The organism is Haladaptatus sp. AB618 (assembly GCF_024136965.1).
Lineage (GTDB): Archaea > Halobacteriota > Halobacteria > Halobacteriales > Haladaptataceae > Haladaptatus.
Map to the genome: position 1 here is coordinate 12633 of NZ_JAMYJX010000006.1, position 14878 is coordinate 27510.

Below are 14878 nucleotides of genomic sequence, written 5' to 3' on the forward strand. Positions count from 1 at the left end.
GTGCGCAAACGAATAGAGAAAGAACACCGCGAATTTTTCTCACTGTTCCTTTCATTGGATAGAAATAGATGGAAGAAGCCAGGTCGAATAATTTGATCATCCTCTATTCCTATTACTTCCTTCAGGCCTCCCTTCTCGAAATACAACGGTAATGGTTCTCTCTTGACCAATCACTTAAAATAGGCGGTGAAATATAGTAAATACTACTAGAAATATCAAAAAACACGACTCAAAGCAAAAATTTGATTAGAATATACACAGGTGCCAATAACCTTCAACTGTAACAACTTCGTTAGTCCCCCTATGGAAATGGACCCGAGACGGGCATCCGTCTTAGTAATAGTAGTCATAATGTTATCTGCCTGCGTTGCATTTCCTACTACAGTCTTCTCTCCAAATACTGAGAACACACGTCAGATCAATTCTTGTACGACAATCGACAAGCCAGGTACGTACGAACTAACGAAAAATATCACGAACGGTGGGGGGACACAAATCTCCAAAAGTTGCATCAAGATACGGACCGGTGATGTCATTTTCGACGGGAAGGGCCACTCTATTGATGGCCGTGGCAATAGTCACACCGTTGCAATCGAGGTTAACTCTCCCAAAAATGATGAAAGTGTGGAGGTTAAAAATGTGAAGGTCACCAACTGGCACAAAGGTGTCGCGTTTCGGCAAGGTGAGATCGGTCAAATTCGAAATATACAGGCTTCGTCGAACGTGTACGGCATCTCTATTGAGAAATCTCAACTCGTAGTGACCCGTGATAATACGGTAGAGAATAATTTGATTGGAATGAAGGTTGGTGATGACACGATTGCCATCCATTTGATAGGAAACGAGTTTTCCAATAATAAAGTCGACAAGGTGTAAGGATCGCATCTAATCCGATCCCCAACCGATACCAATTGGGCGAGGATATCACTCTCGTTATCTGAGTGGATGTTGCGCCGAACTGGCCCAGTTCGGCCATGTTTTGCGTTCCTCACCGATGAACGTACCATCGCCTGACATCGCTTTGATTGCTCTTGCATCCGTTTGGCTCCAGACAGAACCATCCTCATGAAAAATCCCGTTAAGAACACCCTTTTGACGCATCGGTACTGTGTATGCTGGTTGTAGCATAAGTGACCAAAAGAAGTTATCGACGTTGTATTCTCGCATCAGTGGAGCGAGTGAGCCATAGTTTGGATACCAATCCTTAATCACTTTAGTTGAATTACTCCATCCGAATGATGCGACTTTCTGCCACTCAGTTAACCAAACCGGCTCGTCTATCTTTGATGATATCTCCCGATAATCTTGCAGCAAATCTTCAAATACTTTCTTACTTGATGGGTAATTATAATGGAACTGTAAAATATCGCTTCCCCAATCGAGATAATCTATGCTATTGATTAAACTGGTTGCGCCTACTGTTAATGGGATTGTCCCACGATTCTGAAGGAGTATCTGGAACATATTCTTCGCAAACCGCTTGACGTCGTTGCGCCATCCTGGTTCGTTCATCGCTTCAATGGCTAGCAGTCGCTCGTCATCTCGATACAGATCCATGAACCACCGTACAAATTCACGTGGTTTTGCCCATCGGTTCTGGTTTTGGATGACTTTTAGCGAAGGTGAGCGAACTGCTGTTGCGGTTTTCGGGTCTGTATTCGTTAAATTCTTGTGACTTGGTGCCGAACCAACATTTTCGAACAAGCTGAATAGTACACGGATATTCCTCTTTGAAGCGGTCGTCAGAAAATGATCGATCGCTTTTCGATGTGCTATTGGATTTTTCAGCCAGTATTCGTAGCTTACCCAGGTTCGAATCGCGTTTAAATTGAGACGAGCAGCATATGTTAGGTCGCGTTCGATAATTTCGGGCGAGTAATTATCCCACATTTGATAGAAATTAAAATCGCGACTCGGGAGATAAAGGGTACCCCGGATATCGACAGTCGCTTCGTCCTCTGTGTTCGTCTTCGTAGTTGTGCCTACAGCGTTAACAGACGATGTGAGCCCAATTCCTACGGTGCTGCTCGCACAAATGAATTGTCGTCGTGTAACATCCATCGATAGTTGTTGTTAGAAGACGACAGCATGAGTTGTAAACGTATGGGCAGAAAGTATTGATAATCTGAAACTCGATAAAAATAATGCGAATTCTACCTATTCATTATAATTATAGAATTAATAAGTGGTGGAATTCCTATTAATATCTTCCAGAGTAATCATTAAGCGATTGAATGTAACCCCTCTCGTATGGATTCAGTTACTCTTCTGCTCTGATTAGCTGCAATCTTTATTCATTACTTCGCTTTAATGAGTAGTATCGATTCGTTCTATGGTCGATTCTGTAGTCCAGCGACCATATTCCAATACTGTCTACTACCCCTTCCCGATACACTAACCCTTCTCATCAATGAGCCATATCGGAAATGACGATGACGAATCTACGGAAAGTATAGGATAACTCTTCGAAAAAGTACGAATTCTCGCTACGACTCTCTTCAGAGAAGCCTGGAAACTTCCTTCTCGCCCGCGAATTCCTCCCGTCGTCGGGAAGGGCAGGCATTGTGGCAATTGTCGCTGCCGTTACACCGATGCTTCTTCTGTGGCATCTCTCTGCCGGAGGTATCGTTCGTGGGATGAGGGCGTGGTACTAGTAAACGGACTTATCGCCATCTCATTCACCTAGTACGCGATTCGTGTGGCACTGACGCTTCCACTCACCGGTAGCGATTCGTTACGGTGTGACGTCCAACGAGGAGAAGTGACACCGGCGTTGCGATGCCCGACCAGTATGTTCTGCGTGAAATCAATCAATTTCAACAACAGTAAAGGCATGGTTTTATCACCTCGTCAACCCGGTCTAGAATCGTGGTTCACGAAACTGGCAATCGGACGATAGACGACGCGGTCGGGCGAGTACTCGACGGTGAGCGCCTCGACCGAACCGACGGGCTGGCGCTGTTAGCCCAACCGGTAGAAGTGCTCGCGGCTGGCGCCGATTTAGTCCGTGCGACCCTCGGTGACGGGACGGTCGACGCCTGTAGTATCGTCAACGCCAAAGCAGGGAGCTGTGCCGAGGACTGTGGATTCTGTGCCCAATCGGTCCACTTCGACACCGGTATCGACACGTACAGCTTTCTCGACCCCGAGGAAATCCTCGCGGCGGCGAAGCGCGCAGAACGCGACGGTGCCCAGCGGTTCGGTATCGTCGTCGCCGAGAAAGGCGTCTCGAAGGAGCGCCGTCCCGACGAGTGGGCAGAGGTACTCCGGGCGATCCGACTAGTGCGTGACGAGACCAGCGTAGAGGTGGATGCGAGCCTCGGTATCCTTACCGAAGAGGAGGCACGAATCCTCGCTGAAGAGGGTATCAACCACTACAACCACAATATAGAGACCTCTCCCCGGTATTTCCCGGAAATCGTCGGCACCCACTCCTTCGAGGATCGGGTGGCAACCTTGGAGGTTGCCAAGGATGCTGGGATGGATCTCTGTGCTGGTGTTATCCTCGGGATGGGTGAGACACCGACTGATCGGGTTGAGGCCGCTATCGCGCTCCAAGATATCGGGGTTTCCTCGTTGCCGGTCAACATACTCAATCCCGTCGCAGGGACTGCCCTCGGAGACCAGGAGTCGGCGGATATCTCCACCGAAGAGATCATCAAGACTATTGCCGTCTACCGGCTGCTCCACCCCCATGCGCGAGTGCGGCTGACCGGCGGCCGCGAGGTCAACCTCTCGACCGACGAACAGCATCTTCCTTTCGAGGCGGGCGCCGACGGCATTCTCACGGGAGACTACCTCACTACCGAGGGCCAGTCCCCGGCCGACGACATCGAGATCATGGAACGCGCTGGTCTCAAGCCGAACACAGCGGTCAACGACTTCGACCCAGAGGCGGTCGGCACTGGCGTCCCTCCGAGCACCGACACAACAGCAGTAGGGAGTGCAACGAGCAACGCCCGCAACGACTGACAACCGAGACGAGAAGCTGGACACGAACACGACATACCGACAACAGATGAACGAGATTAGATTCGCAGTATTGGGAACTGGAGGAATTGGCCGACGAACACTCGACGTATCGACCGAAAAAGAGGGGCTCACCCCCGTGGCAGCCTGCGACCGCCACGGCGTCGCCGTCGACCACGACGGACTCGATGTCGATGAACTGCTCGCGGCGACGGAAGGAAACGTCGCTAGCGACGGGGGAGCAGTAGTCAAACAACACGGTGAACAGCGGGGCGTCGCCGCCTCCGCGCAGGCTCGACCAACGGAGACGCCTATCGACGACATCATCGCGGAGGGCGATTCACTCGATGCCGTCTTGATCGCGCTGCCAAACCTCGAACATGATTTCATCCCACGCGTCGCCGAACGCTTCGCAGAGTCGGGCTACGAGGGTGTCCTCGTGGACGTACTCAAGCGCTCGCGGGTTATCGGCATGCTCGATGACCGCGAGGGGACGCTTCGGGAAGCGGGTATCACCTTCGTCTGCGGTGCAGGGGCAACTCCCGGCTTCTTGACCGGGGCGGCGGCGCTCGCTGCCCAGTCGTTCGTCGAGGTCGAATCCGTCGATATCTGGTGGGGCGTCGGTCTAAAGTCTGGATATCAGGACAATCGAGGAACGGTCCGCGAGGACATCGCCCACCTCGACGGTTATGACATCGAGACAGCCCGCGATCTCACCGACGAGGAGATCGAGGCGATCATCGAAGAACACGACGGCATCCTCGAATTCCACGACATGGAGCACGCCGACGACGTTCTACTCGAACGTGCAGGGATCTGTGATGCCGAGGACGTCACTGTCGGCGGCAAACTCGACGTACGCAGCGACGAGAAGCCGACGAGACGACCGTCAGCGTCACTGGACGTACCTTCGACGGCGAGCGGGGGACGAACACGTTCGAACTCGGCGACGAGACGAGCATGGCAGCGAACGTCAACGGGCCCGCCCTTGGGTATCTAAGGGCGGCAGTCCGGCGTAACCGGACCGGTGATTACGGCGTCTACGGCCCGGCCGAAATCATGCCAGGGTTCTAATGGTCGACGGCCACGGCTTCGACCTGGCGGCGCGGCTAGCCGACCGCAAGCGACGGGGACTGCGCCGCGACCTACAACCTATCGAGCGAGTCGCCGCCCGAACGAGGGTCACAGGAGACCCAGGCGGCGACATCCCGGCGTTCGACGGTGAAGAGCATCTCGTGTTCGCCGCAAACGACTACCTCGGGTTAGCGAGCGACGACCGGGTGCAGCGGGCGGCCGCCCGTGCCGCCGACGAGGTGGGTACCGGTGCGGGTGCGAGCCGCCTCATCACGGGCGACACCGGTCTCCACCACCGACTCGAACGCGACATCGCCGAGAGCAAGGGAACCGAGCGCGCGCTCGTCTTCTCCTCGGGATACGCGGCGAATGTTGGGACGGTCGCCGCGCTCGCCCCCGACGTCATCTTCTCGGACGAACTAAACCACGCGAGTATCGTCGACGGCTGTCGGCTCGCAGACGCCGAGACGGTCGTCTACGACCACTGCGACGCCGACGCGTTCGGCGCGGCGATGGACCATCGGGCCCGGGAGGCCGCACCAGACGAGCGGTGGTTGGTCGTTACCGACTCCGTGTTCTCGATGGACGGGGATATCGCTCCCCTCCGGCGAATTTGTGATGTCGCGGAGCGCCACGGTGCGTGGGTGATGGTCGACGAAGCCCATGCGACAGGGCTCTACGAACGTGCCGGCGGAATCGTCCAGCGCGAAGGATTGGGCGACCGAGTCCACGTTCAATTGGGCACTCTGTCGAAGACGCTTGCTGCACAGGGTGGATTCATCGCCGGAAGTGAGAGACTCGTCGAACACCTGCTCAATACTGCTCGGTCGTTCGTTTTCTCGACCGGGCTTGCGCCACCGGCGGTCGGAGCAGCTCGCGAGGCACTCTCACTCGCACGGGCCGGCGACCGGCGCGAACGGCTGTGGAGCCATGTCGACCGACTCCGTGACGGGCTGGAAACTCGGGGGTACCGCGTTCTCGGGGAGACACAGATTCTTCCCGTACTCATCGGCGATGGTACGGACGCGCTGGCGCTGGCCGACTACCTGGAGGAACGTGGAGTCATCGCGCCGGCCATCCGTCCACCCACGGTCCGCGAAGGGACCAGCCGGGTGCGCGTCGCTCCACAGGCGACCCACACCGACGAGGAAATCGACCGCTGTCTGGCGGCGTTCGATGCCGCCCATGCAGACCTGAATCTGGAACCGGATTCACAACGGACGGCGACGGACCCCTCGGGACAGGGGGTGCAGTCGTGACCGACGCCATCGATGTTTTTGCGGTTGTCGGCACCGGCACAGGTGTCGGAAAGACCGTCATCACCGCCGGGCTCGTCGGCGGGCTCCGTGAGCACGGCGCCGACGCTCGTGCGATAAAACCTGTCCAGACCGGCTATCCCCCTGACGACGACGCAGCATACGTCCGTGCAGCCTGCGACGAGAGTCGGGCGGCGACCTGCCTCGAACGACTCGAACCACCACTCGCACCGGCTGTCGCCGCCGATCGTGAGGGAGTCGACCTCACCTACGATGATGTAGAAGTAAGCTGTGAACGCGCGCTGGCCGATGCCGAGGTGGGCGTCCTCGAAGGTATCGGCGGCCTGCGCGTCCCGCTCGCCGGAGATAAGGAAGTCATCGACCTTGTCGCAGCCCTCGATCTCCCGGTGGTACTTGTCGCACAGTCGGGGTTAGGGACGCTCAACCACACTGCGCTGTCCATCGAAGCGCTGGATCGGCGCGACGTCGAAGTACTCGGTGTGGTACTCAACGAGTACGCTGGAAAGACAATCGCCGAGCGGACAAATCCAACGACCCTGAGCGGAATGACTGATCGGCCGATCCACACCGTCCCACCTTTGTCACTCGACACACCAGCCGACGCGCTCGCGGTCGCGGATCATCTCGATGCGCTCATCGCAAGGTTGACCGGACACGAGAAGTAGCCGACGTGACGGCCGATATCACGTTCACACCGCTCGAATCAACGGTTTTTGCGCCTCATCTATATACGACGGCGTACTGCGCTGAAGACTGTCGATATCGAGTTACAGCTCGATGGCAATTTCTACATCCATTACGTAAAAGAGTGGGAGAACGAACGGAAAGAGTGTCGATGGGACCGGCACGAAAATCCACACAACACTCGCGATCGCTTTCATCCGCTTCTAGCAGCGACCACCGATGACGCGACGGACTCGATGTGCGCTCATTATAACCCCATTTCCTTCGATGGTATCGTCGACTACTCCGTCGGCTCTTGGAATATGATCAGGTCAGTCCTCGTTGCCAACGAACATCTGTTTCATGGGCAGTGGAAGCACTCCACCGTGGATTGCCAGCACGTGCAAAAGTGAGATCTGGCGTTGTAAATGACGCCAATAGTTAGAAACGAGATTAGTACAAAGAGAACGATGAGAGAGATCAGATTAACAACTGCCGAGATTCTGGAAGTCGCTCTGGTTACACTTTGAACAACAGGATGGTTTCGAGATAAAGGTGGTTCCGCATTCTTCGCATTCGAAGATATCACCGGTCGCCCGTACCTGCTGTTCGGTCTGCTGAGACGGGGTTTCTGAACTAAAGGCACCGCGTAACCGATGTAGTAGTTCCATGGCACTGCATAGACACTTGCTCTACACACAAAGATTTTATCGCCAAGATACCATAATACTCTCCATTATTACTGTGTCGAATATTGTTAATGAAGTCGGCTCACCGGTTCCGAGATACCGCTGAAACCCACATAGTCGCACTCCTTTGGTTCGTCATTCTTCAGCCTCCAAGGTGAAAATCCCAAGCGTTCCAAAAAGTACTCGGCAGCGATAGCGGCCGCGTGCTGTTGTGTATTTCTCTCAGGTGTATCGTCGGTCACAGCTTTCGCACTTCCCGTCAGCGGTCGCTGGTCGGTGATCTCCGAGAATGTCATCAGGATTACATAGTGAAACAGACTGAAGCAGTGGGTAGTTCAGCAGTTCTTTTCGTCCCGTTCGCACGCATGACCAGCAAGGGGAAGCCACCGAGGCCGTTACAATCGCAGTCCGCTAGTTCGGCGATATGAACCGTTCACAGTACCGTGAGATGCCGAGAGTGTCTGTTTGGTGGGTGTATGGTGCTCTACGACCGGCTCGTCGAACCTGTGGTATGGATTTTCGGGGTCTTTGTGGCTCTCGTGCAGGTGCGTTGATCAATTTCGACGACTTCCGGCCTTCACATATCAACCACACTCTCTTCTGGTTATAGAGCGAATCTGTTACTGCCAAGTCATACTCAAATGCGTTTGTTCCCTGATGATGAAGGGGCCGCTTGAATCGGGTTCTACCGGTCGTGCAGCTGTTCCCCGTTCTCTTCGCGTGGTTGGCACGTGGAACGCAATATAGGAGACAGGTTTCACAACACGGAAGACACATCATGAACGCATCCACTGGCCCACCGATCGATACGTTGTTCGATGCATTACGTTCGTCGTACCGCCGCCGCATCCTCCTAGAAGTCTTAGATCATAATCCACGCGAGGAAGATGAGTTTGCATCCAACTCGTTCGCGCCAGATGAGACGACTGATGAGGTCGAACGGTTAAAAATGGAGTTGCAACACAGACACCTGCCCAAACTGGCAGACGCAGGGTATATCGATTGGGATCCCGAGACGGAAACGATTCGTCGAGGGCCGAACTTCGATGAAATTGCGCCTCTACTCACGTTGATGCTAGATCATCCGGATGAGTTGCCCGAGGGGTGGCCGTAGTATCCGCTCGCTAACCGAGTCATATATTGGCACAGTGTTTGAGTGGCGTTTCGAGGTCAGACAGTCGAACTCGAGAGAAGATACTATCGAAGACGGCTTGTTCGATTGGTCATACGTACTTGCTGAACGTTAGTATGTTACCAAAATGATTGGATAGCTACTTCTTGACCGTTATTATGTCGTTCGATAAGATTACTTGACATCCAGAATAGACGAATGATATCGATAGTGAATTGTCCTCCTCGGATCGGGATCTGGAGCGCCAAAGGTCGGTGAGTGCTTCAGCATCCAACGAATGATAGAGCGGTGGGAGTTCGTCGGGGTCGGTGTTCTTTGCAGTAGAAACTGACTGAACAATGGTTTTGACAATGTCAGTTTCCCCCGCTTGAGTTTGGAAATCTTCTGAAAGATCTGATCTCCCTTCGTCGTCTGGTCGCTCGTCAGATGACATTGGTCCCAATTGACCTACGTATAGGTCCTAATTAATACTAGCCTTCGGTGATGAAGGTAAGTAGATGCTATCTTTTATACTTTGGTTACATCGTCAATCGGGAGAAGAGGAGAACGCGATGCTTTTGATAACAGTATTGGTGGCACGGCGTAATCGTTGGGACACCGCCTGTTTACTCACCTCGAAATACTCCGCGAGTTCGGTCAGAGTGCATTCACGAGGAACGGCGAAATATCCCCATTCGTACGCCAAGACCAGTGTTTCCCATTGAGTCGTCGTCAGTTGATCCTGGATCGACGGGACGTGGGGATTATACACACTCTTGACATCGACCGTGATCCCCGCTCCAACGCAGCACTGGTTGAACTTCCGCAACTGTTCGTGACTCGGAAACCGCAACCGGATCTCCCACAGCCTACCAACACTCTGGCCTTCGAGGATAACGCCTTGAGTGGCCAGTAGTGCGTCGATGACGCCGTCGACTTCACTGGTCCAGGTGACTTGATACAGGTACCGATCCTCCACAGTCGTGAGTAGTTCGACCGATTCGACGATTCGCTGGGCTTCGAGCACGGATTCGATGTGTGCTGCCGATCCGTTAGTCACCCAGAAGAACGGGAGAATCCGATTATCGAGTGGCACTAACCGTTCCAACTCGATTTGTATGTCAGGGTGCTCTTTGAGGAGGCGACCTAACGGAAAAGATTCTCCGGGCAGCGTGAGATCGACGACAGTTGCCATGGTGGACTTCGTATCTAAAGGTACGGGTCATAGAGATATATGTTCTGCCTTCGTTAGCGAAGGATTCGAAATTTCGTTACGAAACAACTACACATAGATCACAAAAAGGGGAGAAATCATCTTAGCTGGTTCATGGGGGTTTAGATATGAAGGGTATATCTATACGGTGTGAGAACATAGGAAGTATTAGAAGACGATGATGCCCGCGACAGCGCATGCAGCCATCTCAGCCGATCCTGATTAAACCATTGGTGACGCTTAATGATTCCAATTGTCGATATCACAGTCCCCGCGAATTCGTTCGAACTTGGCCAGTTACTCGAAGAGCTTCCTAGCATCCACATTGAACTGGAACAACTCATTCCACTGCGCGATGAGATTATCCCACTTTTCTGGGTATCTGACGGCAATCAAGACGAGATAATTTACACACTCGAGCAATCATCACTCACCGAAGAAGTACGATATCTTACGACCGATGGGAAGCGCGATTTGTATGAAGTCCACTGGAGTTCGGAAGTCGATGGAATCATCCAACTTCTGATCGAGACTCAAGCCCGGATGCTCGAGGGAGAAAGCATCGGGGAAGGATGGGACTTCCGACTGCAGTTCCCGAGCCATGAAGCACTGTCTGACTTTCGCGAGCGCTGTGAAGAACGCGGCATTCCGGTGATGCTCCGGCGGCTCTACAACCCGCATTATCCGGAGAAAGGAACTCCGATGTCCTCTGAACAGCACGAGGCAATTATCACGGCGTACGAACACGGCTATTTCGACGTGCCGCGCTCAACTTCATTGGCGAAGCTATCATCGGAGTTCGGGATTAGTGATAGTGCCTATTCACAACGATTGCGTCGGGGGCTCAATTCGCTTATCTTCGATACTATGGTTGACTAGTGGGGCTTGAATCCTCGATTGATGCTGCGCTCATGACAGATACTCCAGGTTCGACTCTGACTCAGTCAGAGTCGAGTTATGATTCATCGAACACGAGATGCCGGATAACGACGTTGATTGCTCGTCGAATTCGTTGTGAGGCTGCCTGCTCGCTGATATCGAAGTGGTCAGCGAGTTCAGTGAGTGTACTCTCGCGGGGAACAGTAAAGTATCCAAGTTCGTACGCCATTGCAAGTGTCTGCCGTTGAGTCTGTGTGAGTTGTTCCTCAACATTGGGAACGTGTGGATTGTAAATACTATTAAGAGTGACTTCAATATCGTTCTCCTCACAAATCCGCGAGAATTGTTGCAGGTGGTCGTGATCCGGAAAGCGAAGTCGGAGTTCCCATTGCCCTGCCAGTCCTTGGCCTTCGAGAATCGCAGCATTGGTGTCGATCAGGGCGTCGATGACCCCGTTAACGACATCCGACCACGTTACTTGGTAGAGATCTCGATCGTCAACGGTACTGAGGTGCTCGACTGATTCGACGATAGATTGATTCTCGAGAGTTGACCGGATCTCCGGCGAACTATCATTCACCCAGAAGAAAGGCAGGACCCGGTCACCAAGCGGGACGAGCCGTTCGATTTCGATATGAATTTTTGGGTTATCTGTCAGTAATTGTCCGAGTGGAAATGAGTTGCCGGGCAATGTGATATCAGCAATCGTCGACATGATCAAATCTCTTGGGGGAAAATATGCAGGAATAAGGGATAACGGTGACCTTCATCAATCAAGGTGCCTTTACTGCCGAAGGATTCGTTCATAAATTGACTGTTCAGAGATATATTCCACAATTATTGATTAATCAAGATGAGAAGTATCCTGTGAAACAGATGGTGAGTTTTGAAGTAGTGAGTGAATCAGGTCTCTATTTGCTTCGGAGAGTGTCCACTCCAAATCGCATGCGGGGATCCGGTTTTGGTTGGGATTATAGGTGAGGACACCTGCATCAGCCATTCGAGGAAGATGAACGTGATGCAATTTTATTCGCAGTTGGTCCAGTTGTTCGGCACCAGTCGTCTGCTCGGAAGGACTGTTCGTTTGGATTTTTTTGGCGAGGTCTGTGACCGTCAACGGTGGCCCTGAAGCCAATAACACCTGGAGAATAGCTCGACGGTACGGGTGAGAGAGCACGTCGAAGAGCTCATCGGTTTGTTGGACAGTAGTCGCCATATCTCTTGTTCACATCTGTATCGCCAAAGTTACGGTGTTGATATGTGAAGGTGGGCTTCACTAGTCCACCGAAGTCCTGCATCCTCGAAGACGAGAGTGGAAATATCACTCTATGACGCTCGGAGTGATTGTAGACGAATTCGCTAATCCCTTCCGCTGCTACTTCATGAATTGGAGGTTTCTGGGTTCACAAAGAAGCCGAGTTTTCTCAAGACATTCTTTTTGGTGTCTCTCGGGACTCGGCCACTATCAGTGCAATCGTCATTACGTCTGCTTCTGGCTCGCCTAGCTGAGGATGTGAATACTGTCGTTGTGAACGGTGTGATTCTCTTTTTGCGAAACAGCGGAAGTGCCATTGACGGAACCGCTATACCTGCCACCCTCGTATAGAGGGTATGCCATCGTCGGGGCCATTGGGGGAAGTCTACATTGAAACGTTGGCCATCTTCGAACAACGTGATGATCCAGCTGAACCGCTCACGACACCGGAAGTTGCCGACTCACTTGACTGTGCGAGACGAACGGTCTACAAACGACTGGAGAAACTCGTCGAATACGGTGAACTGAAAACGAAGAAAACGGGTGCTCGTGCACGGGTGTGGTGGGTTCCGCTTCGTGAACGCGAGCGTGACGCCACAGCTGAGACCACATCCACGTCCAGTGACTCGATCGAGCGCAAGCGTCTGGAACAAGAGCTCCGGGCCGAAAAAGAACTCTTTCAAGTGGCTCTAGAGAACTCACCGTTTACTGCATTTCGCTTGGACACAGACCTTCGGTACACGTGGGTCGGCAACCCTCATCCGGACTTCGATGCAGAGGCCGTGATCGGGTTACGTGACGACGAACTATTACCACCAGAGGCGGCAGAGATAATCCTGAAACCGAAACGGACCGCCCTGGAGACCGGTAAAAGTGTCCGTGAGGAATGTACCTACGAGTTACCGAGTGGGTTGGTAACCTACGACCTCACGGTTGAGCCTATCCGCGATGACTCTGGAGAGGTAGTGGGGATAACCTGTGCTGCACTGAATATCACCAAGGGCAAGCAGTTAGAGCGGTCACTAACGCTTCTGCATGACACGAGCCGCGACCTCACCCAGGCAACATCGAAACTCGAGGCGAGTCACCGAATCATCGATGCGATAACTAATGTCCTCGACATCGATAGCGCTGTTATCTACTTGTTCGACGACACCGACAACACGCTCCAGCCAGTGGCAGCCACTGAACAGTTAGAAGAGATACTTGATGAGTTGCCAACATTCAGGCCAGATGAATCATCGATGGCATGGCAGACGTTCGTCAACAATGAGACGATCGCTCACGAGGGAGTGGTCAACTCCCTCAACGTGAACCATACTGACTCGTCCTTTCAAACCGGGGCCTGGATTCCACTCGGTGACCACGGTGTGATTGCTATCATTTCAGAGAAAACCGATGAGCTGGCGGAACCGACACAGACAGTTCTGGACCAACTAGTGGCGACTGGAGAGGCCACACTTGATCGAATTGAGCGTGAAAAGTCCATCCGCGAGCAGAAGAATATCTTAACCACGCAAAACCGCCGCCTCGAAGACCTCAGTCGGGTGAACGACATCATTCGCGGCATCGACCAAGTGCTTGTTCAGGCGCGAACGACCGAGGAGATTGAACAGGCTGTCTGTAACCGTTTGACCCGTGATGACCGCTTCACCTTTGCTTGGATCGGCCACGTCGGTGGCGAGGTACTCGCTCCCCAAACCTGGGTCGGTACCGAACCGGGATATCTCGACGATATAACGTTGAGTACTGATGTCGAGAACGGAGATCCGGCCATTGCGACTGCTGTCACAAGGACTGTCACACTTGTCCAAAACGTCGCTGAGGGTTTCCGGGATGAACCATGGCGCAAAGCTGCTCTCGCCCATGGTTTCCAGTCGGTGATCAGTATCCCAATCCAGTACGACGGGATACAGTACGGGATCCTAACAGTATATGCTTCCGAATCGGAGGCGTTCGACCCACTCTCTCGAGACGTCATGGCAGAACTTGGTAACACAATTGCAAACGCGATCAACGCAGTCGAGACCAGACAGGCATTGCTCACCGACAGCGTCGTCGAACTCGAGTTGACCATCCACGATGCGGATAGTCCACTTGCCCGTCTCGCTACGCAAACGGGAGGCGACTTTACTGTCTGGGGCGCTGTACCGCAACAAGACGGCAGAACACGTATCTTCATCACGGTAGACGGCGTTACCGCCGCGATGTTCGAAGCTGCTGCTGGGAAACTCGCTCAAATCGAACACGTTTCCTGTCTCGACGATCCCGACGAGGAAAACAAGGAGAGCCGATTTGAATTGCTTGTGGCCGGCAAGACGGTTCCGTCGACGCTCACGAAACTTGGTGCAGCCATCAAAACGATACAGATGACGGATGCCGACATCTCGATCGTTATTGAACTCTCCCGGTCAACGACTGTCGGAACGTTTATCGATCGGTTGGAGCATGCCTATCCCAACATCGAACTGAGGGCGCGACGGGACACACAACGGGGCGACCAATCTGCTCAGACGGACGAAATCATATTAACAGAGGACCTTACTGACCGACAGCGTGAAGTTCTACAGACGGCCTATCTGAACGGCTACTTCGAGTGGCCACGGGACCGGACTGGCGAGGAAGTCGCAAAATCCCTCAACATCACGCAATCGACGTTCAACAATCACCTCCGCCAAGCAGAACGCAAGTTGCTTTCAAGGATCTTCACCGAGAATCTCCCTTCGTCAGTGTAGCCGAGACAACAAC

Annotated in this window: 11 protein-coding genes and 1 pseudogene; 8 read left to right on the plus strand and 4 right to left on the minus strand. The window is 53.2% G+C overall.

The window, feature by feature from the left end; translation table 11 throughout:
• Positions 1-303: 303 nt before the first annotated feature.
• A complete protein-coding gene (locus tag NKF26_RS17160; protein ID WP_253227066.1) occupies positions 304-876 on the plus strand; it encodes a hypothetical protein in 573 nt (190 codons plus the stop codon).
• A 57-nt stretch (positions 877-933) separates the two neighbouring features.
• Here NKF26_RS17160 and NKF26_RS17165 read toward each other — a convergent pair whose 3' ends face one another.
• Positions 934-1890: a glycoside hydrolase family 5 protein gene (locus NKF26_RS17165; RefSeq protein ID WP_253227065.1), complete on the minus strand. Its 957-nt coding sequence runs from the start codon at positions 1888-1890 to the stop codon at positions 934-936.
• Positions 1891-2868: 978 nt separating this feature from the next.
• Here NKF26_RS17165 and bioB point away from each other — a divergent pair.
• From bioB to NKF26_RS17190, 5 genes and pseudogenes are all read left to right on the plus strand, one after another.
• Positions 2869-3972 (plus strand): biotin synthase BioB, encoded by a 1104-nt coding sequence (bioB, locus tag NKF26_RS17170; protein WP_253227064.1) that lies wholly within the window; start codon positions 2869-2871, stop codon positions 3970-3972.
• Positions 3973-4018: 46 nt separating this feature from the next.
• A pseudogene (locus NKF26_RS17175) lies at positions 4019-5043 on the plus strand (transcriptional regulator).
• Positions 5043-6302: an 8-amino-7-oxononanoate synthase gene (locus NKF26_RS17180; RefSeq protein ID WP_253234655.1), complete on the plus strand. Its 1260-nt coding sequence runs from the start codon at positions 5043-5045 to the stop codon at positions 6300-6302. The pseudogene NKF26_RS17175 and the gene NKF26_RS17180 overlap by 1 nt, the downstream one beginning before the upstream one ends.
• The gene (gene bioD / locus NKF26_RS17185) at positions 6299-6985 is read left to right on the plus strand and encodes a dethiobiotin synthase (protein ID WP_253234656.1); all 687 of its coding nucleotides are present in this window, start codon (positions 6299-6301) and stop codon (positions 6983-6985) included. The genes NKF26_RS17180 and bioD overlap by 4 nt, the downstream gene beginning before the upstream one ends.
• A 1465-nt stretch (positions 6986-8450) precedes the next feature.
• Positions 8451-8786, plus strand: coding sequence for a transcriptional regulator (locus NKF26_RS17190; RefSeq protein ID WP_253227061.1), 336 nt, complete (start codon positions 8451-8453; stop codon positions 8784-8786).
• Positions 8787-8943: 157 nt separating this feature from the next.
• Here NKF26_RS17190 and NKF26_RS24440 read toward each other — a convergent pair whose 3' ends face one another.
• Together NKF26_RS24440 and NKF26_RS17195 are read right to left on the minus strand one after the other, a co-directional pair.
• Positions 8944-9237 carry a HalOD1 output domain-containing protein gene (locus tag NKF26_RS24440; RefSeq protein WP_369682163.1) on the minus strand — a complete coding sequence of 98 codons (294 nt, stop codon included), beginning with the start codon at positions 9235-9237 and terminating at the stop codon, positions 8944-8946.
• 93 nt (positions 9238-9330) lie between these two features.
• Complete coding sequence (locus NKF26_RS17195) at positions 9331-9978, minus strand: helix-turn-helix domain-containing protein (RefSeq protein WP_253234657.1); 648 nt, start codon at positions 9976-9978, stop codon at positions 9331-9333.
• Between the two features lie 261 nt (positions 9979-10239).
• Here NKF26_RS17195 and NKF26_RS17200 point away from each other — a divergent pair, with 261 nt between their 5' ends.
• On the plus strand, positions 10240-10875 hold the full coding sequence (locus tag NKF26_RS17200) for a helix-turn-helix domain-containing protein (RefSeq protein ID WP_253227059.1): 636 nt from the start codon (positions 10240-10242) through the stop codon (positions 10873-10875).
• A gap of 76 nt (positions 10876-10951) precedes the next feature.
• On the opposite strand, the gene NKF26_RS17205 is transcribed toward NKF26_RS17200, so the two are convergent.
• Positions 10952-11590, minus strand: coding sequence for a helix-turn-helix domain-containing protein (locus tag NKF26_RS17205; RefSeq protein ID WP_253227058.1), 639 nt, complete (start codon positions 11588-11590; stop codon positions 10952-10954).
• A gap of 896 nt (positions 11591-12486) precedes the next feature.
• Between NKF26_RS17205 and NKF26_RS17210 the strand changes: the two genes are divergently transcribed.
• Entirely contained in the window at positions 12487-14865 is a 2379-nt protein-coding gene (locus NKF26_RS17210) for a bacterio-opsin activator domain-containing protein (protein WP_253227057.1), read from the plus strand.
• Positions 14866-14878 lie beyond the last annotated feature (13 nt).